This window comes from Lawsonibacter sp. JLR.KK007 (assembly GCF_036941135.1).
Classification (GTDB): Bacteria; Bacillota; Clostridia; order Oscillospirales; family Oscillospiraceae; genus Lawsonibacter.
The window spans coordinates 320415-343128 of the sequence record NZ_JAYWSY010000001.1; the positions used below are offsets into that span (position 1 = coordinate 320415).

Below are 22714 nucleotides of genomic sequence, written 5' to 3' on the forward strand. Positions count from 1 at the left end.
TAGAATTAAAAAGCAGCGTTCAGCCACATGGGAAATTATACTCAGACACAATGATTTTTGCAAGTCATTTTTCCGCTTGTTTTTCTTCCCTGCAGGCGCGTTCTTTCATGCACTTTATCGGTATCTCCGGGACAACAAGATTGGATCAAATCATACAACACAAAACAAGCCATAAAACCCTCGCATAAAGGATTTCATGGCTTGTTTGGCGCAGAAGGGGGGATTCGAACCCCCGCACGGTTTTACCCGCCTACTCCCTTAGCAGGGGAGCCCCTTATAGCCACTTGGGTACTTCTGCATGGCTGCAAGTAAAGAGGTTGTATTGATTTGCCGGAGGAGAGAAAAGTGGCGGAGAGAGTGGGATTCGAACCCACGGCTCTTGCGAGTCACTGGTTTTCAAGACCAGCTCCTTAAACCACTCGGACATCTCTCCAACCGTACTCCAATCAGAGACGTTCGTTATCATACCACTTGTCTCCTGATTTGTCAAGTGCTTTTGCAAAAAATTCCTCTCGTTGGGATGGCGGCCCCTCCCTCGGGGGGAGCCTGCAACCATGCCGCGTCACAGCAGGGGAGGGGCGCGGGCCCGGCCCTGTTACCGCAGGGCCCATTGGAGCATCAGCAGCAGACCGAAGCCGGGCGCGCCCAGCAGGCCCAGCACCAGGGCGTTCACCAGATTGACCCCCAGCTGGATTCCGATGAGATGGCTCACCTGGGAGAACAGGGCCAGGACCGCCAGGCCCACGGAGGAGCGCAGGGTCAGGCGGAGCAGCCGGGCCGCCGGACGGTGCAGGAGGAGCAGGGCGGCGCACAGCAGCAGTCCGGCCAGGCACCAGGCCATGTATCCAGGGATGGGGGTCATGTGATGCTCTCCAGCTCTTTCACGCGGCGCAGCAGGTAATTGTACCGGGCATGGAGGGAGTTGATCTCAAAGACGTAGGACTCGATCAGATCGCTGTCGCTGGCGTTGTTGAAGCCGCCATAGGCCTGGTTGATCAGGGTACGGGTGTGGGCCAGGGACTGCATCAGCTCCCGGCGCTCCTCCTCCTGGGCGGGGCTTCCGCGGCGGAGGGAGGCTCGCTTGGTGGACTGGGGCATAGTGTAGACTCCTTTCTCAGTTGGGCGGTTGGTACATTCTATGGATAGTTTGGACAAATATTCCAGCCGCTAACCAAGAAAAAGCGCCCGGCGGACTACCGGGCGCAGGAGGGGTTACCACATGCTGCGGGAGGACTGAGGGCTTCGCAGGGCGTACAGGGCCTGGGCCAGCTCCGCCCGGGTGACGGCGCTGCCGGGCCGCAGTTCGCCGCCGTCGGGAACGAGGAGGCGGTGGGAGAGGGCCCAGCACATACTGTCGTAGGCCCAGGAGGAGACTTCGTCATGGTCGGTGTAGCGGGACAGATCTGCGGCGTACAGGTTGGAGCCGGCGGGCTTGGCAGAGCGGGCCAGGATCGAAACCAGCTGTTCCCGGGTCAGGGAGGCCTCCGGCAGGAAGGAGCCGTCGGCGTAGCCGGCGATGAGGCCCTCCTGCTGGCACCAGCACACCGCCGGATAGTACCAGATGCCGGGCTCCACGTCGGTAAAGCTGGCCGGGTCCGCAGAGGGGCTGCCGCCCACCGCCCACAGCACCTGGGCCAGCTGCGCCCGGTTCAGCGTCTCGTCGGGGCCGAAGCGGCCGTCCTCCAGGCCGGAAAACCAGCCCTGGGTCAGGCTGTACTCGATGGCCTCCCGGTAGGGGGCGTTCCGGGGGACGTCCCAGGGGATCAGATCGTCCCCAAAAATTTCCAGGTAATACAGCTGCTCATAGGTCTGCCCGTCGGCGGGCTCGGTGCGGCTGAGGGTGATCTGGCAGAGCGGCCAGCTGGTCACAGAGGATTCCGCCCCCAGGAGCTGGGCCCGGGCCGTTTCCCGCTCGTCAAAGCGGGATGCCAGGTCCTCGGCGGACAGGATGTAGGTCTGTCCTGGGGTGAGGGCCTCGTTCCCGCCCTGGGTCAGCCTGCCCTGGGCGGTCAGGGAATCCCAGGACGGTTCCTCGCCCCCCTCCAGCCGCTCATAGAGGCCGTCTCCGTCCACATCGGTGAGGTAGTCCACCGTCACCCAGACGCCCTCTGCCTTGGACTGGATGTAGAGGCTGGCGTCGCCGGTGACCCGGTTGACCTTGCAGTCGTAAGCGTCGTCCTGCTCATACTGGAAGGCCCCGTCCTCCTCCTGGCGGTAGGTGGAGATGCGAATGGTCCGGTCCGGGACCTCCATGTCGGCGGCGTCGATGCGGAAATCGGCAAAGGGCTCCGCCGGCGTGAGGGCCAGGGCGGAGGGGGCGGAAAGGGAGGCGGCGAGGGCCAGAGACAGCGCGGCGGCTGTGAGTCGGTTCAAGACGTTCATAGAGCGAGCTCCTTTCTGGGGACGCTTGGGTTAGGGTTAAGGATATTATACTGAAATTTTCCTCTGTTGACAAGGGCTGTAACACAACAGTAAGAATTTGGCATGGAGGAGCCCGCAAATACAGGACAGGCCGCCCGTTCGGACGGCCTGATGCTCAGTGTTCGGCGCAGGAGGGGAGGGAACCCTCCTCCCACTGGTAGCCCCGCTCCTGAAGGGCCAGGTCGGTGTACAGCAGACCGCCCTCCGGCTCCTCGCCGGGGGCCTCCGCCCGGCCCATGGCGGACAGGTCAATATGCCGCCAGCCCTCGCCGGTCTGGACCACGTTCCAGAAGTGGGGTTCCTCCTCCAGCGTGCCCCGGGCCACCTGACAGGGCAGCTCCAACTGCTGGCACAGGGCGGCGTAGGCCAAGGCCAGCCCCTCGCTGCTGGCGGAGCCGGTGTCGAAGAGGTCGCTGACGGTGTTCCCGCCCTCGGGATCGTAGGTCCCCAGCTCCAGCAGGGCGTGGGCGGCGGCGGCAGGCAGGCCGGGCAGACCGGTGAGGTCCCAGGCCAGATCCGCCAGGACGCCGGCCAGGGCGTCCCGGCGGCGCTCCAGCTCGGAGCGGTCCAGGGGATAGCTGAGCAGGATCTCCACGATCCGCTGCCGGCCGGCGCTGGGGTAGATGGACACGGAGATGTCGGGCATCCCCAGGGCGCAGGCGGGGACGTCGTAGTAGGTCTGGCGGGCCAGGTCCTGGATATAGGTCTCGTCCTCCTCAAAGTAGCTGATGCGCAGCACCCGCTCTGAGGCGAAGGAGGTCAGGGCCGACTTCAGCTCGCTGCGGATGGCGGTGACGCCGGTGGCCTGAACGATGGAGGCCACCTGCTCCCGGGTGCGCCGGTAGGTGATGCTCACCTGGGCCTCGGAGTAGGCGACGACCGGGTCCACCGTATACTTGATGAACTCCACGCAGTAGGCCCCCAGAGGGTCCTCCTGGATCACCTCCAGGCAGGCGTCGGACAGGAAGGGCTCCACATCCTCCGCGCTGGTGTACAGCCGGACGGTGCCCTCCTCCATGCCGCCGGAGACGAAGTAGATCAGAGCGTTGACCAGCTCCTGATAGCTGTCCGCCCGGAGGATGGAGGGGTCTCCCTCGGTGGCGGGGACGGCGTTGTGAGGGGTGACGGAGGCGTAATCCCGCTCCAGCAGGGCGGAGCAGCCGGACAACAGCAGGGACAGCACCAGCCCCCCCGCCAGCAGACGGCGTTCCCCCGTCCGCTTAATAGCCCAGCTCCTCATCGATGAGGATGACCTCCATCCGCTCCACGTTCCGGGGCTTTTCCCAAAGCACCACCAGAGCCCGGCAGCTGCGCTCCGGGCTGGAGCAGTTGTAGCACTTGTCCGCCTTGACGGCGCAGGGGGTCTTCAGCCCCAGACGCTGGCAGTTCCTGGGGGCGGCGATATTCCGGGCCCGCCACAGGGCCTGATCGTAATCGGGGGCGATCTTGTTCCGGCCCACCACAAAGTAGACCCGCTTGTGGCCGAAGATGGTGGAGGCCACCCGGTTGCCCACCCCGTCGATGTTGATGATCTCTCCCTCCTCAGACAGGCCGTTGACCGAGCAGAGATACACGTCGGTGGCGGCGGCCTGTTCCAGGGCATCCTTGTTCCAGTGCCAGAGGGCGTTGTTGTGGGCTGCCAGCCGGGGGTACAGGCCCATCTCCTGCACCGTCATGGAGCCGCCGAAGGCCACGCTCACCCCGTCAATCTCCTGATCCAGATAGTCGGCCGCCTCCGCCGCGGTGGCGAAGACCTTGGGGGTGAACCCCCGCTTTTCCAGACGTTCCGTCAGCTTGGTCCAGTTTGTCATACAAAACACTCCTTTTTCTTATATGTCATTCTTTTGATACCGCCGGAAGCCCTGGCCCAGGACCTCGTGGGCTTCGCAGACGATGAGAAAGGCATCCTGGTCCAGCTCATGGACCAGCGCCTTGAGGGGGACGATCTGCCGCTGCTTGAAGGCGCACATGAGCACCAGCTTTTCCTTGCCGGAGAAGCTGCCCTCCCCCCGGAGAAAGGTGACGCCCCGGCCCAGCTGGCGGTCGATCTCCTCAGCCATGATGCGGGGGGTGGCGGTGATGATGTAGGCCACCTTGGACTTGTCCAGGCCGTAGAGCATGCTGTCCATGACCACGGTGGAGATGTACAGGGCGATGATGCCGTACATAGCGCTGTTCACGCTTTGGAAAGCCGCCGCGGTGGCCAGCAGCATGACCAGGTCCACGACCATGATGATCTTGCCCATGGGCAGCCAGGCGAAGGGCAGCTTGAGCAGCCGGGAGATGAGGTCGGTGCCTCCGGTGGTGGCCCCCTTGGAGAAGATCATCCCCATGGATACGCCCAGCAGCACCCCGCCGAAGATGGCGGCCAGCATGGGGTCCATGGCCGGGAAGGTGTATAGGGCGGCGATCAGGTCCACCAGCAGGGAGGTGGCCGTCATGGCGAACAGGGAGGACACCAGGGTGCGCCACCCTAAAAATTTCCAGCCCAGCAGGAAGAGGGGGATGTTGAGCACCAGCACCACCGTGCCGATGGGGATGACAGGGGAGAAGTGGTTGAGGATCATGCCCAGGGCGGTGAGGCCCCCGAAGCCGATCTGATTGGGCACATAAAACCAGTTGAAGCTGATGGAGTAGATCACCGAACCCAAGGTGATCCAGAGGTAATCCCGCACGATGCGGGTGAGGTTTGCTTGTTTCATAGAGGTCCTCCTGTTACAAAAGTGTCAGTTGCTCCTCCCCCCGGTCCTCATCCTTCAGGAGGGCTCCGGCAACGGGCAGGGAGCGGGCCCGGTAGCGGGCGGCGTTTTGGATGTGGGTGCGGTCCAGGGGCAGCACCTTTTCCACGGTGAACTTGGGCTTCAGAGTCATTACGCTGACCCCCTGGGTGTTCCGGGTGGTCTTGGGGTTGAGGCTGGCGGTGTGGAAGACCACGCACCGGCCCTCAGTGGAGATGACTGCCGCCTCAAAGTCCTCCCGCAGCAGGAAGGCGGACACCAGGGGCGACTTGTCCGAGTAGGCCCCCGTGAGCTTTTTCCGCCGGGTCTGCGTCTGGTAGGCGGACAGCTCCACCCGGGCGGCCTTGCCGTTGGCGAAGAAGAACAGCAGCTGGCCGGAGAAGTCCCCGGGGATGCAGGCCCAGACCGCCCTCTCCTCCGGGTCCATCCCCAGTTTGGAGGGGAGATAGTCCCCCAAAACGCTGGCCTTGGTGTCGTCGAAGTCGGACAGGCGGGTTTTGTAGCACTGCTGCCGGTCGGTGAACACCAGCAGCTCGTCCCTGTTATTGGCCTCCCAGCCGAGGAAGGGGCCGTCCCCCTCCTTGTACTTCTGATCGCTGGCCATGCGCAGGGACTGGGGGGTGATCTTTTTCAAATACCCCTCCCGGGAGAAGAACAGGTGGACGGGGTAGTCGGGGGTCTCGTCCTCCACGGTCATGACGGGCTCGTCCATGTGGTCGTAGACGATCTCCGTGCGCCGGGGGACGGCGTATTTCTTCTTCACCTCGGTCAGCTCGTCCACGATGATCTTCTGAATCCGCTTGGGGGAGTTGACGGTATCCTCCAGGTCGGCAATCTCATCCTCCAGCGTGTCTACCTCCTGAGTGCGCTTGAGGATGTACTCCTTGTTGATGTTCCGCAGCCGGATGTCGGCCACATACTCCGCCTGAACCTGGTCGATGCCGAAGCCGATCATCAGGTTGGGGATGACCTCCGCGTCCTCCTCGGTGTCCCGGATGATCTGGATGGCCCGGTCGATGTCCAGCAGGATTCGCCGCAGGCCCTTTAACAGGTGGAGCTTCTCCTTCTTCCTGTTCATGGAGAAGTACACCCGCCGGCGCACCGAATCCATCCGCCAGGCGGTCCACTCCTCCAGGATTTCCCGCACGCCCAGTACCTTGGGCTGTCCGGCGATGAGGATGTTGAAGTTGCAGGACTGGCTGTCCATCAGGGGGGTCATTTTGAAGAGCCGGGCCATCAGCTTCTCCGGGTCGGCGCCCCGCTTCAGGTCGATGGTCAGCTTCAGGCCGGACAGGTCGGTCTCGTCCCGCATGTCGGCAATCTCCTTCAGCTTGCCCGCCTTGAGCAGTTCGGTCACCTTGTCAATGATGGCCTCGGAGGTGGTGGAGTAGGGGATTTCGTAGACCTCGATGAGGTTTTCTTCCTTCACATAGCGCCACCGGGCCCGGACCCTGAAGGAGCCTCGTCCGGTGCGGTAAATATCCGACAGGGCGGCGGCGTTGTAGAGCAGCTCGCCGCCGGTGGGCAGGTCGGGGGCCTTGAGGGTGGTCATGATGTCGTGATTGGGGTCCTTCAAGAAGGCGATGGTGGTGTCGCACACCTCCCCCAGGTTGAAGCCGCACAGGTCGCTGGCCATGCCCACGGCGATCCCCTTGTTGGCCGCCACCAGCACGTTTGGGAAGGTGGTGGGCAGCAGGGTGGGTTCCTTCAGCTTGCCGTCGTAGTTGTCCACGAAGTCCACGGTGTCCTGGTCGATGTCCCGGAACAGCTCGGCGCAGATGGCGTCCAGCCGGGCCTCGGTGTACCGGCTGGCGGCGTAGGCCATGTCCCGGGAGTAGACCTTGCCGAAGTTGCCCTTGGAGTCCACCAGAGGGTGGAGCAGGGCCCCGTAGCCCCGGCTGAGACGGACCATGGTGTCATAAATGGGGCCGTCCCCGTGGGGGTTGAGCTTCATGGTCTGGCCCACGATGTTGGCCGACTTGGTCCGGGCGCCCCCCAGCAGCTTCATGGTGTACATGGTGTACAGCAGCTTGCGGTGGGAGGGCTTGAAGCCGTCGATCTCCGGGATGGCCCGGGAGATGATGACCGACATGGCGTAGGGCATGTAGTTGATCTCCAGGGTCTGGGTGATGGGCTGCTCCAGCACCTCCGCCCGCAGACCCATCACGTTGGGGTCGGCGACGCGGTTCTTTGTTTCATTCGACGTTTTTTTCTTGGCCATTTGGTTCCGTCCTATCTAAAAAATAATCCGTTTTCTTTTATGATCCGTATTCCAGTAAGTTCCGCAGCTCATTGATCCGCAGCGGCCAGTTGGAGCCGTCCAATCCCTCCTGGGCGGCGGCCTGAAAAACCAGAAGCAGAACGCAGAGAATAGACAGAACTCTTTTTTTCATGGGAACCTCCTACGAAATATCCGCCAGCTCCAGAAACTCGTGTCCGTGGTCGGCAATGTGGGTCTTCCGGCCGGGGAGGTCGTCGCCCAGAAGGAGGTCGAACATATAGGCGGTGCGCTCCACGTCCTCGGGCATGACCTTGATGAGCCGCCGGGTGTCGGGGGACATGGTGGTCAGCCACATCATCTCCGGCTCGTTCTCGCCCAGGCCCTTGGACCGCTGCACGTCGTACTTCTTCCCCTGGAGCTGGGCCACAATGTCGTCCTTCTCCTTATTGGAGTAGGCGAACCAGGTCTTTTCCTTGCAGGCGATCTCAAACAGGGGGGATTCAGCGATGTAGACGTACCCCTTCTGGATGAGCGTGGGGGTGAGGCGGTAGAGCATGGTGAGCACCAAAGTGCGGATCTGGAAGCCGTCCACGTCGGCGTCGGTGCAGATGACCACCTTGTTCCACCGCAGGGAGTTCAGGTCGAAGGCGGCCAGGTCCTTGGCCCGCTTGTCCTGGACCTCCACCCCGCAGCCCAGCACCTTCAGCAGATCGGTGATGATCTCGCTTTTGAAGATTTTTCCGTAGTCGGCCTTGAGGCAGTTGAGGATTTTGCCCCGGATGGGCATGATGGCCTGGAACTCGCTGTCCCGGGCCTGCTTCACGCTGCCCAGCGCGGAATCGCCCTCGACGATATACAACTCGCTGCGGTTCACGTCCCGGGTGCGGCAGGGGACGAACTTGGCCACCCGGTTGGAGATGTCCATGGAGCCGGTGAGCTTCTTCTTAATATTCAGCCTGGTTTTCTCCGCGTTCTCCCGGGCCCGCTTGTTGATGAGCACCTGCTCACCGATGCGCTGGGCGTCGGCGGGGTTCTCGATGAAGTAGACCTCCATCTGAGCCCGGAGAAATTCCGTCATGGCCTCCTGTACGCCCTTGTTGTTGATGGCCTTTTTCGTCTGGTTCTCGTAGGAGGTCTGGGTGGAGAAATTGCTGCTCACCAGCACCATGGCGTCCTGAATGTCGGGGAAGGTGATCTTGCTCTCGTTTTTGGTGTACTTGCCCTGCTGCTTCAGATAGCCGTCGATGGCGGAGACAAAGGCGGAGCGCACCGCCTTCTCCGGGGAGCCGCCGTGCTCCAGCCAGGAGGAGTTGTGGTAGTGCTCCATGACCTGCACCTTGTTGGAGAAGCAGAAGGACACCGAAAGCTTCATCTTGTACTCCGGCTTGTCCGCCCGGTCCCGGCCCCTCCGCTCGGCCTGCCAGAAGACGGGGGCGGTGAGGGCGTCCTCCCCGGCCAGCTCGGTCACATAGTCCACGATGCCGTTGTCGTACTGGAAGTCGGTGGTCTCAAACTTCCCCCCCACCTGATTTTTGAAGCGGAACATCACCCCGGCGTTGACCACCGCCTGGCGCTTCATCACGTCCAGGTAGTAGTCTACCGGGATATTGATATCGGTAAAGACCTCCAGGTCTGGCTTCCAGCGGATGGTGGTGCCCGTCTTTTTGCCCCGGTCGGTGGGCTCGGACTGCAGGCCGCCGATGTTCTCCCCCTTCTCAAAGCGGAGGGAGTATTTCTTTCCCTCCCGCCACACGGTGACGTCCATATACTCACTGGAATACTGGGTGGCGCAGGAGCCCAGGCCGTTCAGGCCCAGGGAGAACTCGTAGTTCTCCCCGGTGATGTTGCCGTACTTGCCGCCGGCATACAGCTCACAGAAGACCAGCTCCCAGTTGTATTTCTCTTCCTTCTCGTTCCAGTCCACCGGACAGCCCCGGCCCTGGTCCTCCACCTGAATGGAGCCGTCCTCAAAGCGGGTGACGGTGATCAGAGAGCCGTGGCCCTCCCGGGCCTCGTCAATGGAGTTGGACATGATCTCAAATACGGCGTGCTCGCAGCCCTCCAGCCCGTCGGAGCCAAAAATGACCGCCGGACGCTTGCGCACCCGGTCGGCTCCCTTCAAGGCGGAGATGGAGTCGTTGCCGTAGCCCTTCTTCTGTGCCATGGTGATACCTCACATTTTCCACTGGGTATAACAACCCAATTTATCAGTTTATATATTACCAAAAACCGGGGGTGAAAGTCAAGGCGAAGGGAGGCGCATAAATTCTGCAAAAAAGCGAAAACTGAGGGGAAAGGGGATGGAAATATGGAACTTTTTCAGGTGATCGAGGACGGGGAGGGGATTGAGGGGGCCATTCTGCGCGCCCTGCCCGCCCGGGCGGGGCAGGAGCGGAGGGTGAGCGAGCGCCATCCGGCCCTTCTGGTGGTGTCGCCGAAGGCGGCGGAGCAGGGGATTCCTCTGCCCCGGCAGTGCCGCACAGTGCTGCTGCCGGGGGAGATGGGGGGTGCGCCGCTCCAGGCGGCCAGCGCGGTGAGCTACGGGGTGTCCCCCCGGGACAGCCTGACCATCTCCAGCCGGGAGGGGGAGCTGCTGTGGGCGGCCCTCCAGCGGGAGCTGGTGACGGTGGACGGCCAGGTGGTGGAGCGGCAGGAGTTTCCTCTGGCCCTGGAGCCGGGGGAGGGGGAGCTGGCCGCCTTAGCTGCGGCGGGGGCGCTGCTTCTGCTGGGGGTGCCGCCGGAGAAGCTGGGCCCGCCTCCCGGCTGACAGAAAAACCGCCTCTCCCCGTGGGGAGAGGCGGTTTTTGCAGGGGAACAATCAGTCGTCTCCAAAGCTGATGCCCAGCAGGCGGGCCTCGGTGATGATATCGGACTTGGGATCGATGGTCTTCAGCTTGCCGGCGATCTCCTTCAGGGGGACGGAGGTGATCACCCGGTCGTGGATGGCCACCATGCTGCCGAACTCGCCTTTGGAGATCATCAAAGCGGCGGTGGTGCCCAGGCGGGAGGAGAGCACCCGGTCGTAGGCGCAGGGCGCGCCGCCCCGCTGCATGTGGCCGGGCACGGTGACCCGCACCTCCTTGCCCGTCTTCTTCAGGATCTTGTCGGCGATGGCGTAGGACACGGAGGGGTATTTCTCCAGCACCTCGGCCAGGTGCTTTTTGTACTCCTTCTTGGACATGGCCGCCTCCTTCTTGGAGATGGCGCCCTCCGCCACCGCCAGGATGGTGAAGCCGTTGCCCGAGGCGGCCCGCTGGTTGATCTTGGCGATGACCGACTCGATGTCGTAGGGGATCTCGGGGATGAGGATGATGTCCGCGCCGCCGGCGATGCCGGCGTTCAGGGTGAGCCAGCCCGCCTTGTGGCCCATGATCTCCACCATGAATACCCGGTTGTGGGAGGCGGCGGTGGTGTGGATGCAGTCGATGACATCGGTGGCGATGTCCACGGCGCTCTGGAAGCCGAAGGTCATGTCGGTGCCCCACAGGTCGTTGTCGATGGTCTTGGGCAGGCCGATGACGTTCAGCCCCTCCTCGCTGAGGAGGTTGGCGGTCTTCTGGCTGCCGTTGCCGCCCAGGACAACCAGACAGTCCAGCCGCAGGCGGCGGTAGGTGTATTTCATGGCCTCCACTTTGTCCAGGCCGTTCTCATCCGGCTCCCGCATCAGCTTGAAGGGCTGGCGGCTGGAGCCCAGGATGGTGCCGCCCCGGGTGAGCAGGCCGGTAAAGTCAATGGGGGACAGCTTTTTGTAGTCCTCGTAGATGAGGCCCTTGTAGCCGTCGATAAAGCCGATGATCTCCACCTCGCTGCCGTAGAGGTTGTACAGGCCCTTGGCCACGCCCCGCATGGTGGCGTTGAGCGCCTGGCAGTCGCCGCCGCTGGTGAGAAGTCCGATCCGTTTCATAACATTACTTCCTTTCAGAGAAATATATGACAGCCGTTCCGGCTTGGAAAACAGGACTAATCCCGCCCGATGATGCGTCCCAGCAGGGTGCGGCGGGTCTTCCGGACAGGCGCGGGCGCTTGCTTCGGCGCGGGCTTGGCCGAGGCGGGCCTGACCTTGTCTGCTTTGGGGGCGGCGGGGAGCTTGGGGGCCTCCTGTCTGGGCTGGGACAGGGCCCACGCGCCAGCGTAAGCCTGCTGGCAGAAGTACTCCTGGGAGTTGAACGCCTCCCCCTGGGCGCGTACATAGGTCCCGTCCGGCTGCTGGACCCGCCCCTTGGCGGTGTCCCGCAGCTGGTCCCGGAACATGGCCTCCACGTGCTCCCGGAGGGCGCGGTCCTGAACGGGGACCGCCACCTCCACCCGGCGGGTGGTGTTGCGGGTCATGAAGTCGGCGGAGGAGATATAGACCTGCCTGCGCTCCTCGGCGCCGAAGATATAGATGCGGGCATGCTCCAAATACCGGCCCACAATGCTGCGGACGGTGATGTTCTCGGTCAGTCCGGGTACGCCGCCCACCAGACAGCAGATGCCCCGGATGATCAGATCAATCTTCACCCCGGCCTGGGAGGCCCGGATGAGCTGATCAAGAATGAGCTTGTCGGTCAGGCCGTTGAGCTTGAAGCCCAGATAGGCGGGCCTGCCCTGCTTGGCCTGCTCGATCTCCCGGTCGATGAAGGCCAGTACCTTGCCGCGCAGGCAGGCGGGGGCCACCATCAGGCGGCGGCTGTCCTCCACCACCTCGCCCATGGACAGGCAGTTGAAGACCTGGGCGGCCTCCGCCCCGATTCCAGGGTCGGCGGTCATCAGGGCGAAGTCGGTGTACAGCCGGACGGTGTCCTCGTTGTAGTTGCCGGTGCCGATCTGGGTGATATACTCCACCTGATCGTGGTGCATCCGGGTGATGAGGAGGAGCTTGGAGTGGACCTTCAGCCCGTCCAGGCCGTAGATGACCCGGCAGCCGGCCTGCTCCAGCACCCGGGACCAGCCGATGTTGTTCTCCTCGTCGAACCGGGCCCGCAGCTCCACCAGGGCCACCACCTCTTTGCCGTTTTCGGCGGCGTCCACCAGGGCCTCCACAATCTTGCTGTTGTGGGCCACCCGGTAGAGGGTCATTTTGATGGAGACCACCTCCGGGTCCTGCCCGGCCTCCTGGAGCAGCCGCAGCAGGGGGCGGACGCTCTCATAGGGGTAGGTGAGCATCAGGTCCCGCTTGCGGATCTGTTTGGTCATGGGGACCAGCGGGTCCACGTTGGGGGAGTTCTGCGGCACCCGGCGGGGGTAGAACAGCTGGGGCCTGTCCCGGAGCATGTCCCGCAGGGCGCCCATAAAGGACAGGTCCAGGGGGGGCTCGCAGGAGAACAGGTGCTTTTTGGACAGCCCCAGGCAGGCGCACAGGGCGTCCCGCACCGTGTCGGACAGTTTTCCCTGGTACTCCAGCTTCACCGGCTGGAGCCGCTTGCGGCGGCGGATCAGCTTCTCCATGCTCTTTCGGTACTCCTCCGCCAGCAGCTCGCTCATTTCGGAGGACCGCTCGTCCATGTGGATGTCGGCGCTGCGGACCAGGCGGATGAGGACGGTGCCCTCCACCTTATAGTGGGTAAAGATCTGGGGCAGGAAGCTGGCGATCAGGTCCTCCACCAGGACGAAGCGCTGGCCGTCGCCGGACAGGGGAACCAGCCGGCGCAGGACGCCTCCGCCGCAGGGGACGATGCCCATCCGCTCGCTGCCGCTTTTTGTTTTCAGGATGGCCACGGCGTAGATGGCCTTGTTGCGCAGGAAGGGGAAGGGCTGCTTGCGCCCGATGATCTGGGGGGACAGCAGGGGCAGGACGTTGGAGGTGAAATGTTTTTCCAAAAAGGACTGCTGCTTGTCCGACAGGCTGTGGAACCGGCAGATCTCCACCCCCTGGCCCGCCAGCTCGGACAGGAGGGATTTACAGATACGGTCCCGGCCGGCCATCAGCTCCCGGGTGCGGTCCAGCACGGCGGCGGTCTGCTCGGCGCTGGTCATGCCGGTCTTATCGTCCACGGCGGTGAGATGGAGGGTGTCCATCAGCATGCCGACCCGCACCATATAGAACTCGTCCAGGTTGCTCTGGAAGATGGAGGCGAAGTTCAGCCGTTCACACAGGGGATTGGCGGGGTCCTCCGCCTCCTCCAGCACCCGCCTGTTGAATTGGAGCCAGGACAGCTCCCGGTTCACGTAACCCTGCGCCCCGCCGGACACAGGGGCTGTGTTCGAATCCTTCATCGCCTTCGGCGCCTCCTTTTGCGGCTTACTGCGCTGATATAAATGTACCACCCTTTTTCAGCGGACGCAAGTCTTTTCAGGGACTTTTTCTCATTTCTGCCCGTGCCGCCCGGAGGGTCCTCAGAGGAACCTGTTCGGGAGCCGCAAAGGCGGGGCGCCACACGAAAAGGCTATTGCATTTGAAACAGGACCTGTGATATAATGACAAAAAATCTATGGACTGCCTGCAGCCCGGACTGGCCGGGATAGGGCGGGATGCATATCCTGTTCTGAGTCCCCGGCTTTGCGAGGCGGCGCCGCCTCGTTGCAAAATGATCTTGATCATTTTGAGGGGCATTCCATATAAGGTAGGTGGAGAAATGGAGCGGCAAACGGGAGAATACATAGAGATCGACCTGCTGCGTCTGCTGGGCGCGCTGTGGAGGCACGCGGTGGTGATCGTGCTGGCGGGGGCGCTGTGCGGAGGCGCGGGCTTCGGGCTGGCGTACTGGGTGATTCCGCCCAAGTACCAGGCCAGCGTGCTGATGTACGTGAACAACAGCTCCATCTCGGTGGGGAGCACTTCCATCAGCCTGTCGGACCTGTCGGCCTCCAAAACGCTGGTGGACACCTACATCGCCATCCTGGAGACCCGGCTGACGCTGGAGGAGGTCATCGAGCGGGCAGAGGTGGAGTACAGCTACGAGGAGCTTCTGGAGCTCATTGAGGCGGACGCGGTGAACAACACAGAGATTTTCTCGGTGACGGTGACCAGCCGGGACCCGGCGGAGGCGGAGCGGATCGCCAACGTGATCACGGTGGTTCTGCCCGACAAGATCGCCCAGATCGTGGACGGCTCGTCGGTGCGGACGGTGGACTACGCAGTGGAGCCGGAGAGCTGGTACAGCCCCAGCGTAAAGAAGTTTGTCCTCATCGGGGCGGCTGTGGGCCTGCTGCTGAGCTGCGGACTGGTTACGGTGCGGGAGCTGCTGGACGATCAGATCCACAGCGAGGAGGACCTGCTGAGCGCCTACAGCCTGCCGGTGCTGGCGGCGGTGCCGGATATGCTGTCTCCTCAGTCCGGTAAGGGCTACAGCTCTTACTACGCGGCTGCGGAGCGAAAAATTTAGGGACGTAAACCTTATGGAGCTAAGATGGCAGCTCCTGCCGCCCGGCGGAGGAGGGAAACCAAGGGCCATGAACAAGGAGAAAACCGGAAAACGCCTGCTGCAGCCCAACGAGGAGGCAAAGACCTTCGGCAGGGGGCTGAACTTCGCGGCGTCTGAGGCGTACCGCCTGCTGCGCACCAACGTTCTCTTTGCGCTGCCGGACGAGCGGAAGTGCCGGGTGGTGGGGGTGACCAGCTCGCTGAGCGGCGAGGGGAAGAGCACAACGGCGCTGAACCTGTGCTACATGCTGGCGGAGTCGGGGAAGAAGACGCTGCTGGTGGAGACGGACATGCGCCTGCCGACGCTGGGGAAGAAGCTGGGCCTGAAGCAGAAGCGGGGCCTGTCCAACCTGCTGGTGGGCCTGTGCGAGGTGCATGAGGCGGTTCAGCCCTCCGGAATCCAGGACCAGCTGCAGGTGATCAGCGCGGGGGACATCCCGCCTAACCCCTCGGAGCTGCTGGGGACGGAGCAGATGAAGGCGCTGATCCAGCATCTGTCCGGGCGCTTTGAGTTTATCATTCTGGACCTGCCGCCGGTGAACGAGGTGTCGGACGCGCTGGTGGCGTCGCGGCTGACCAATGGGATGCTGATGGTGGTGCGCCAGGGGTACGCCACCCGGTCGTCGGTGGCGGAGGCGATGCGCCAGCTGAGCTACTCAGAGGCGAAGGTGCTGGGCTTTGTGGTGACCCGCACAGACGGCCAGGGCGGCAAGTATAAGAGCTACCGGAAGGGCCAGTACGGCTACCGGTACAGCCGCAGCGCGGCCGGAGAGGGGAAGGAGTCCGGAGAATGACCGACATCCATTCCCATATCCTGCCGGGGATGGACGACGGGAGCCGCAGCACAGAGGAGAGTCTGGCGATGCTGGCGGCGTCGGCGGCCCAGGGGGTCCGCGCCATTGCGGCGACCCCGCACTTCTACGCCATGGAAAACAGCCCGGAGGAGTTCCTGGCCCGGCGGGAGGCGGCGGAATCGCGGCTTCTGAGCCGCTGGGAGTCCGGCCTGCCCCGGATCCGGGTGGGGGCGGAGGTGGGCTATTTCGAGGGCATGAGCCGCTCCAAGGCATTGGAGGCGTTGCGGATTCAGGACACGGAGCTGCTCCTGCTGGAGATGCCCTTCACGCGGTGGAGCGAGCGCCAACTGAGCGAGGTGCGGGATGTGGCGGGCCGGCCCGGGGTCACGGTGGTGCTGGCCCACATCGAACGGTATTGGAAGCTGGAGCGGCCCGGGGTATGGGACGCTCTTCTGGAGGCGGGGGTGCGGTTTCAGTGCAACGCGGAGTGCTTTCTCCACTGGCGGACACGAGGCAGGGCTCTGCGGCTGCTGCGGCAGGGACGCATTCACCTGCTGGGCTCGGACTGCCATAACATGGAGTGGCGTCCGCCCCGGCTGGGGGAGGCCGCGGCCCGGCTGGAGGAAGCGGACCTTGCGCGGCTGGCGGAGAGCGAACGGGCCCTCCTGCCGGGCTGGGAGGAGATGAGAGGATGAAGCGGTGGTACGCAGCCGGCGGGGTGCTGCTTCTGCTGGCGTGCGTTCTGTGCGGCGTGTTTGTCTGGCGGACCGTCCCCCGGGAGACGGCGGAGACCACGGTGCGGGAGGCGCTGGCAAAGCGGGAGGCGGAGGCGCCGGAGCCGGAGGCCGCCCCGGAACCCGAGCCGGAACTCTATGAGAGCCCAATCGACTTTCCGGCGCTGTGGGAGCTGAACCCCGACATCTACGCCTGGATTCAGATTCCGGACACGGAGGTGAGCTACCCCATCCTTCAGCGGGAGGGGGACGACAGCTACTATCTCCGCCGTGACAGCGCGGGCAGCCGGGACCAGCGGGGCTGCATCTTTACCGAGAGCGCCTACAACGGCAAGGCGTTTACCGACCCGGTGACCGTGGTGTACGGACACTATATGACCAACGGGACCATGTTCGGCAGCCTCCAAACCACCTACGCCACGCAGGAGGGGATGGCGGAGCAGGGGGAGATTGTGATCTACCTCCCGGACGGAGAACAGCGCTACCAGGTGTTTGCAGGCGTCCCGTACAGCAACGCGCATATTTTGTACTATCACGACTTCAGCGATTCCGAGGAGTACCTGGCCTTTTTGGACCAGGTCCGCTCGACCCGCTCCATGAACGCCAACGTGGATGAGAGCGTGGAGGTGGGAGCGGAGGACCAGCTGCTGATCCTGTCCACGTGCCTGCGGGGCGACAATCAGCAGCGGTATCTGGTGTTGGCCAAGCGGACGGCTTGAAGGGCCGTCTGCAGAAGAATGAAGAATCAGAAAGGAAGATTGAAATGAAAAAGTTGACTGCATGTTTGAGCGCCGCCCTGTTGCTGTGCCTGATGACAGGCCCCGCCCTGGCTGCCCCGCCCGCAGATGTGCCGGAGGCTCCGGTTGCCTCGCCCACTGAGCCGGAGCGGCCCGGCCTGCCGGACCCCAACGACCCCGACAGCCCGGATGAGATCATCATCGAGGAGGACGGCGTGCCCAAGGTGTATAAGAAGGTGTGGGACCCCGAGCAGGAGGAGTATGTGTACATCCTGGACGAGGATGTGCCGCTGGTGACCTCTCCCCGGACCGGCGTGACCGGGAACGGCAGCTCTGCGGCTCTGCCCGCGGCGGCGGCGGTCCTTGGACTGGGCGGCCTGGCCGCGCTGGCGAAGGGAAAGAAGTCTGCCTGCTGAGATGCGGGTGCGTGTAGACCGCAGGCTCGTCAAGCTGGCAGCGGCTGTGTTGCTGGTTTCTGCCCTCTTCCTGACAGGGATGCTGCTGCTTCGCTTCTGGGAAGAGGGCAGAATTTTGAGCCGGGCGTCCGGAGACGGGTGGACAGAGGAGGAGAGCGGCGCGCTGCTCTTCTATGAGGGGGAGTGGTACGCCCCCCGGGCGGATTCGGAGACCGTTTTGGTGCTGGGTCTGGACCGGTCGGAGTCGGAGGAGATCCCCGAGTATGGCGCGTACGCCCAGGCGGATTTCCTCCTGCTGCTGGAAATCGACCGGGCGGCAGGGGTGTGTACGCCGGTGCTCCTGAACCGGGACACCATGGCGGACATCCCGGACTTTGACGAATATGGACGCCCCAGCGGGACCTGTCCGGCCCAGCTGGCGCTGGCCTATGCCCACGCCCAGGCCTATACGGGGAACAAGCGGACCGCATGCCGGGCGGCGGTGGAGGCGGTGTCCAGCCTGCTGTATGGGGTGAGCATCGACCACTATGTGACGCTGACCATGGATGGCTTGATGGCGCTCAACGATCTGGCCGGCGGGGTCACGGTGGAGGTCCGGGACGACTTTTCCGCTGTGGACAGCACGCTGGTGCAGGGGGAGCGGGTGACCCTTATGGGAGAGCACGCGCTGAACTATGTCCGCGCCCGCTGGTGGGTGGGGGACAGCAGCAACCTGGAGCGGATGGAGCGGCAGAAGGAGTACCTGAGCGGACTGCAGGAGCGGCTGTCCGCGCTGGCGGATCAGGACGAGGAGTTCGTGCTGGATTCCCTGCTGGAGATCAGCGAGCATATGAGCTCCGACTGCACGGCGGAGCAGCTGGCCCAGCTGGCGGAGGAGATCCGGGGCTTCCGGATGGAGGACTATGTGCCGCTGGAGGGGGAAACCGTGATGGGAGAGACCTATGTGGAGTTCCATGTGGACGAGGCCGCACTGCAGAGGCTGGTGATCGAGGTGTTTTATCAGCCGGCGGAGGAGGACTGAGTCCATGTTCCAAGGCAGAAAACCTGGTGAAGGAGGTGACATCCATGGACTGCAAGGAGATCAGAACGGAGGCGGAGGTTTCCGGGAGCCGGGGCTATCTGCTGGCGAAACGGCTGCAGGATATCCTTCTCTCCGGTCTGGCGCTGGTGGCGCTGTCGCCGCTGCTGCTGCTGATTGCCGTGCTCATCGTGGCGGACGACCCCAAGGGAGGGCCTTTTTTTGTCCAGGACCGGTCCGGGCTGAACGGACGGGTGTTTCGGATGTACAAGTTCCGCACCATGTGCGTGGACGCGGAGGAGCGGCTGAAGGATGTCCTGCAGGACAACGAGATGGAGGGGCCGGTGTTTAAAATCCGGAAGGACCCCAGGATCACCAGGATCGGAGGGGTCCTGAGAAGGACGAGCATTGACGAGCTTCCACAGCTGGTGAATGTGCTGAAGGGGGATATGTCCCTGGTAGGTCCCCGGCCGCTGCCCACCCGGGAGGTGGCGGTACATACCGCGTACCAGAAGCAGCGGCTGCTGGTGACGCCTGGCCTGACCTGCTTCTGGCAGGTCCAGCCCAATCGGAATGATATCAGCTTTGACAACTGGGTAGAGCTGGACCTGAGATATATTCGGGAGCGGAGCTGGCTGCTGGACTGGAAGCTGATTTTTCTGACCTTTGGCGCGCTGTTCCGCCGCGATGGGCGCTGAATGCGGAAGGGATGTATGAGAGATGGAGAAGGAAAAACAGCCCATACGCATCCTGCAGGTGCTGCGGGGAGGGCCTATCTGCGGTGGGATCGAAAACTTTGTTATGAACTATTACCGGCACATTGACCGGGAGAGAGTCCAGTTTGATTTTTTGGTGCATTCAAAGGAAAAAGGCTATTACGACGATGAGATCAAAGCCCTGGGCGGAAGGATTTACTATCTTTCCCTGCTGGACGACAAAAACGTGCTGAAATATATAGTGGACCTGTTCCGCTTTTTCCGGGCACACCGGGAGTACCAGATTGTGCATGGACAAGTGCGGGGCTTTGCGCCTGTCTATTTTACCGTGGCGGCCCTGTGCGGCGTGCCGGGGCGGATTTCTCACAGCCATGCCAGCGGTGTTGAGCCGACGATGATGGGGCGGGTGTTGGACCTGATGGTCCGCAGCATCAAGTTTCCCAGCAATGTGCATTGGGCGTGCTCCAAGCAGGCTGGGGAGTACATGTATGGAGGAAAGGCCGCGTTTGAGGTGATCCCCAATGCGATCTCTACCCAGCGGTTCTGCCCCGATGAGGTCCGGCGCAGGGCCGTCAGAGAGGAACTGGGGATCAGCGGCCGGTTTGTGGTAGGGAATATTGGACGGTTCTGCCTGCAGAAGAATCAAAAGTTTTTGCTCCGGATTTTTAAGGAGGTATTAAAGCTGCGCACTGAGGCAGTATTGCTGCTGATCGGAGAGGGCAAGCTGGAGGCTGAGCTGCGGGAAGAGGCCCGGAGGCTTGATTTGGAGCAGTTTGTACTGTTTGTCGGGACAAAATCAGCGATTGAGGACTATTACCGGGCGATGGATGTTTTTGTGCTGCCCAGTGTTTTCGAGGGGTTCCCTATGGTTTTGGTCGAAGCCCAGGCGTGCGGCGTTCCGTGCGCGGCCAGCACGGAGGTGACAACCGAGATTAATTTGTCGGGCGACGTTTTGTTCCTGCCGCTGCGGTCCTCTCCGCGGGTGTGGGCTGAAGCCGTGGTAGAGGCGGAGATGGGGCGGGACGCGGTCATGCTGCTGCGGCAGCACGGATATGATATTCAACAAGCCGCGGCTGCCCTGACGGCGGCGTATGAGACTATGATGGACCGCTTTGCGGGCTGATGGGAGACGATAGACAGGATGGAGCATACAGACCCCCCGATTCGTGTACTGCAGATCTTTAAATGCATGCCGGTCTGCGGCGGCGCAGAAAATCTGATCATGAATTATTACCGGCATTTGGACCGGAGCCGCATCCAATTTGATTTTTTGCTTCACAGCAAAGACGGTTATGATGAGGAAATTCGAGCCTTAGGCGGCCGGACCTACTATATGTCACTGAAAAATCTGCCGGGACTCATTCGATTTTTTCGGAGTCACCCGGAGTATAAGATCATTCAGGGGCATCCGCCCGGCCACGCGCTGATTTATTTTACTGCCGCAAAGCTGTGCGGCGTGCCGGTGCGCATCGCTCACAGCCACAACATCCGTACAGAGCCGACGCTGAAAGGCCGTATCTTGGCGCGGATCATTCCGTGGATCAAATACCTCAGCAACGTATATTGGGCGTGTTCCATCCCGGCGGGGAGGTATATGTTTGGAAAAGACAGGGAATTTCAAGTGATTTACAATGCGATCTCTGCAGAGCGGTTCTGCCCGGACGGGGAGGTCAGAGCAAGGATGCGCAGCGAGCTGGGAGTGGCGGACCGGTTTGTTGTAGGACATGTGGGACGGTTTTGTCCGCAAAAAAATCAGAAGTTTTTGCTTCAAATTTTCAAGGAAGTAAAGAGCCTGCGGGCAGAAGCGGTTCTTTTGCTGATCGGGACAGGTGCGCTGGAAGGGGAGCTCCGTGCGGAGGCCCGGCGTCTGGGACTGGAGGATTCCGTGCGTTTTTTGAAGCCGCAGACCAACATTGAAGATTTTTATCGCGCGATGGATGTATTCCTCCTGCCCAGCTTGTTTGAAGGCTTGGGTATCGTTCTGATTGAAGCCCAAGCATGCGGGCTGCCATGCGTCGTCAGTACGCAGGTGCCTTCTGATGCTGATATAACAGGGCAGACTGTGTTTGTTCCGTTGGATGCTGCTCCGCAGGTGTGGGCTGGAGAGCTTGTGAATGGCCGCCAAGCAGAGCGAACAGGGCTTCGGGCGGTCATTCAAAAAGCGGGCTATGATATTGGGCAGCAGGCATCCCTGTTGGCAGAGAAATATGAGTTTTTGGCAGCTCAATGCCCGTAGAAGGAGGCGCTGGATCTCTGTGGGACGGCAGTGAGCAAAAGCGTGAACGCGAAAGGGAGGACGAGAGGCTTTACACATGAACAGAAAAAGTATATATGAAAATGCATTGCTTTTGAGGCTGATGCTGCTGTTTCTGATGCGTCCTCAATTTATCCTTACATATATGCCAGTGAATATTCTATGCCAAAGCGGTATATTCTGCTTTACTCTGCTGCTGATTTTGGCGGCTGTTACGTCAAAGCCTGTGTCGAAAGCCAGGGTTTGGATCATCGTCTTTTACGGCACGATTTTTTTTACATCGCTGATCGGCCCTGGCAGGCTGGATAGCTTTGTAACAAAAAATATACGCAGTTTTGCCCTTTGCTTACTGGTTGATCTGTGGATGACCTACAATCCAGAGCTGTTGATTGACTCTTTTTCTGTTTTAAATTGGTATATATATGTCAATTTGATCATGATTGTGGTGTTTCCGGATGGATTGGTAACAAGCGGCTGGTTCCTTGGTCACAAAAACACGCAAATATTTGCCATTATGCCTGTTTTGGTTTTTGCGCTGATCCGCTCATACTGGAAGAATGGGAAAATTTCAGCTCATACATGGGTACTGTTTCTTGCGAGCGCAGCAACGTTTTTGCTTGGACGGTCTGCCGGTTCGCTTGTTGTGTTTCCGGTATTTTCCGTTTTGGTTTTGATTTACTGCGTCAAGGACCGGGCTGTGCCGAGGGCCTTTCATTTATGCAATGGTCTGATGGCCGGTCTGCTCCTCTTTGGGTCGTTTTTTTTGCTGCAGAATGTGTGGTTTTTTCTGATTGAAGCACTTTTGCAGCGGGGCGCATCGTTTGTTTGGCGCATCGATTTATGGAATAGCGTGCTTTCTTTGATCAGGGAGCGGCCTTTGCTGGGGTACGGTTATCTGATCGAAGAGAGCCTGCAGGAGCTTTCGGGATTTTATGGGGCTGCTGCCATTCATCCTCATAGTGTGTTCCTGTTCATTTTGCTGATGGGAGGAGCGGTGCTTGCAGCAGTGGTTCTTGTGGGAATTTTCCTGGCCCATACGGCTGTCCGCAAGAGCGCAGGAAGTTTTTTTGGAAAGCTGATGCTGGTCACCTTGATGGTCTATCTGATTGATGCAATCATAGAGGTGGAGTGGGGGTTTCAAATCAATGTGATGTTTGTACTTGGAATGCATACCACGCGATTGCTGTCGCTGAAACCGTGGGAACCGTGGCATGCGGCTGATAACAGGCAAAGCAGAAAACGAAAGCTTCGGATTGTATGCAGACGGCCAAGGTTTCGGAACGTCCCATGAGGAACGGACCGGGAAGGCGATTTCGCCTGAAG

The 22714-nt window shown here is 61.6% G+C and carries 22 protein-coding genes and 2 tRNA genes; 11 read left to right on the plus strand and 13 right to left on the minus strand.

Annotated features, from left to right (window positions below; translation table 11 throughout):
* Positions 1-206: 206 nt before the first annotated feature.
* From VV088_RS01935 to VV088_RS01985, 11 genes are all read right to left on the minus strand, one after another.
* A tRNA-Ser gene (locus tag VV088_RS01935) sits at positions 207-298 on the minus strand.
* A gap of 48 nt (positions 299-346) precedes the next feature.
* Positions 347-433, minus strand: a tRNA-Ser gene (locus tag VV088_RS01940).
* Between the two features lie 162 nt (positions 434-595).
* Positions 596-862: a pro-sigmaK processing inhibitor BofA family protein gene (locus VV088_RS01945; protein ID WP_334599119.1), complete on the minus strand. Its 267-nt coding sequence runs from the start codon at positions 860-862 to the stop codon at positions 596-598.
* Positions 859-1098 (minus strand): DUF2508 family protein, encoded by a 240-nt coding sequence (locus tag VV088_RS01950; protein WP_334599120.1) that lies wholly within the window; start codon positions 1096-1098, stop codon positions 859-861. Before VV088_RS01950 ends, VV088_RS01945 begins: the two co-directional genes overlap by 4 nt.
* Positions 1099-1212: 114 nt before the next feature.
* Positions 1213-2382, minus strand: coding sequence for an S-layer homology domain-containing protein (locus VV088_RS01955; protein ID WP_334599121.1), 1170 nt, complete (start codon positions 2380-2382; stop codon positions 1213-1215).
* 154 nt (positions 2383-2536) lie between these two features.
* The gene (locus tag VV088_RS01960; protein WP_334599122.1) at positions 2537-3661 is read right to left on the minus strand and encodes a transglutaminase domain-containing protein; all 1125 of its coding nucleotides are present in this window, start codon (positions 3659-3661) and stop codon (positions 2537-2539) included.
* On the minus strand, positions 3642-4232 hold the full coding sequence (locus VV088_RS01965) for a lactate utilization protein (protein ID WP_334599123.1): 591 nt from the start codon (positions 4230-4232) through the stop codon (positions 3642-3644). Before VV088_RS01965 ends, VV088_RS01960 begins: the two co-directional genes overlap by 20 nt.
* Positions 4233-4250: 18 nt before the next feature.
* On the minus strand, positions 4251-5123 hold the full coding sequence (locus VV088_RS01970) for a YitT family protein (RefSeq protein ID WP_334599124.1): 873 nt from the start codon (positions 5121-5123) through the stop codon (positions 4251-4253).
* Between the two features lie 13 nt (positions 5124-5136).
* Positions 5137-7380 carry a DNA topoisomerase (ATP-hydrolyzing) subunit A gene (locus VV088_RS01975; protein ID WP_334599125.1) on the minus strand — a complete coding sequence of 748 codons (2244 nt, stop codon included), beginning with the start codon at positions 7378-7380 and terminating at the stop codon, positions 5137-5139.
* Positions 7381-7417: 37 nt separating this feature from the next.
* On the minus strand, positions 7418-7552 hold the full coding sequence (locus VV088_RS01980) for a hypothetical protein (RefSeq protein ID WP_334599126.1): 135 nt from the start codon (positions 7550-7552) through the stop codon (positions 7418-7420).
* Between the two features lie 9 nt (positions 7553-7561).
* On the minus strand, positions 7562-9544 hold the full coding sequence (locus tag VV088_RS01985; RefSeq protein ID WP_334599127.1) for a DNA gyrase/topoisomerase IV subunit B: 1983 nt from the start codon (positions 9542-9544) through the stop codon (positions 7562-7564).
* 144 nt (positions 9545-9688) lie between these two features.
* Here VV088_RS01985 and VV088_RS01990 point away from each other — a divergent pair, with 144 nt between their 5' ends.
* Positions 9689-10147: a hypothetical protein gene (locus tag VV088_RS01990; RefSeq protein WP_334599128.1), complete on the plus strand. Its 459-nt coding sequence runs from the start codon at positions 9689-9691 to the stop codon at positions 10145-10147.
* Between the two features lie 51 nt (positions 10148-10198).
* Here the strand turns inward: VV088_RS01990 and VV088_RS01995 are convergent, their stop codons facing one another.
* Both VV088_RS01995 and ppk1 read right to left on the minus strand, forming a co-directional pair.
* Positions 10199-11284 carry a 6-phosphofructokinase gene (locus VV088_RS01995; protein WP_334599129.1) on the minus strand — a complete coding sequence of 362 codons (1086 nt, stop codon included), beginning with the start codon at positions 11282-11284 and terminating at the stop codon, positions 10199-10201.
* Positions 11285-11340: 56 nt separating this feature from the next.
* A complete protein-coding gene (ppk1, locus tag VV088_RS02000; RefSeq protein WP_334599130.1) occupies positions 11341-13575 on the minus strand; it encodes a polyphosphate kinase 1 in 2235 nt (744 codons plus the stop codon).
* A 359-nt stretch (positions 13576-13934) separates the two neighbouring features.
* Between ppk1 and VV088_RS02005 the strand changes: the two genes are divergently transcribed.
* The 10 genes from VV088_RS02005 (at position 13935) to VV088_RS02050 (ending at position 22682) form a co-directional block, all read left to right on the plus strand.
* Positions 13935-14684: a YveK family protein gene (locus VV088_RS02005; protein WP_334599131.1), complete on the plus strand. Its 750-nt coding sequence runs from the start codon at positions 13935-13937 to the stop codon at positions 14682-14684.
* A gap of 67 nt (positions 14685-14751) precedes the next feature.
* Positions 14752-15516 (plus strand): tyrosine-protein kinase family protein, encoded by a 765-nt coding sequence (locus tag VV088_RS02010; RefSeq protein WP_334599132.1) that lies wholly within the window; start codon positions 14752-14754, stop codon positions 15514-15516.
* Positions 15513-16211, plus strand: coding sequence for a CpsB/CapC family capsule biosynthesis tyrosine phosphatase (locus VV088_RS02015; RefSeq protein ID WP_334599133.1), 699 nt, complete (start codon positions 15513-15515; stop codon positions 16209-16211). The genes VV088_RS02010 and VV088_RS02015 overlap by 4 nt, the downstream gene beginning before the upstream one ends.
* Positions 16208-16969 carry a class B sortase gene (locus VV088_RS02020; RefSeq protein WP_334599134.1) on the plus strand — a complete coding sequence of 254 codons (762 nt, stop codon included), beginning with the start codon at positions 16208-16210 and terminating at the stop codon, positions 16967-16969. The genes VV088_RS02015 and VV088_RS02020 overlap by 4 nt, the downstream gene beginning before the upstream one ends.
* 44 nt (positions 16970-17013) lie before the next feature.
* Positions 17014-17403, plus strand: coding sequence for a hypothetical protein (locus VV088_RS02025; protein WP_334599135.1), 390 nt, complete (start codon positions 17014-17016; stop codon positions 17401-17403).
* Between the two features lies 1 nt (position 17404).
* Positions 17405-18424 carry an LCP family protein gene (locus VV088_RS02030; protein WP_334599136.1) on the plus strand — a complete coding sequence of 340 codons (1020 nt, stop codon included), beginning with the start codon at positions 17405-17407 and terminating at the stop codon, positions 18422-18424.
* A 44-nt stretch (positions 18425-18468) separates the two neighbouring features.
* Positions 18469-19119, plus strand: coding sequence for a sugar transferase (locus VV088_RS02035; protein ID WP_334599137.1), 651 nt, complete (start codon positions 18469-18471; stop codon positions 19117-19119).
* A 22-nt stretch (positions 19120-19141) separates the two neighbouring features.
* Positions 19142-20260 (plus strand): glycosyltransferase family 1 protein, encoded by a 1119-nt coding sequence (locus VV088_RS02040; RefSeq protein ID WP_334599138.1) that lies wholly within the window; start codon positions 19142-19144, stop codon positions 20258-20260.
* Between the two features lie 18 nt (positions 20261-20278).
* Positions 20279-21373, plus strand: a complete 1095-nt coding sequence (locus tag VV088_RS02045; protein WP_334599139.1) for a glycosyltransferase family 1 protein — start codon at positions 20279-20281, stop codon at positions 21371-21373.
* 76 nt (positions 21374-21449) lie between these two features.
* Positions 21450-22682: an O-antigen ligase family protein gene (locus VV088_RS02050; RefSeq protein ID WP_334599140.1), complete on the plus strand. Its 1233-nt coding sequence runs from the start codon at positions 21450-21452 to the stop codon at positions 22680-22682.
* Positions 22683-22714 lie beyond the last annotated feature (32 nt).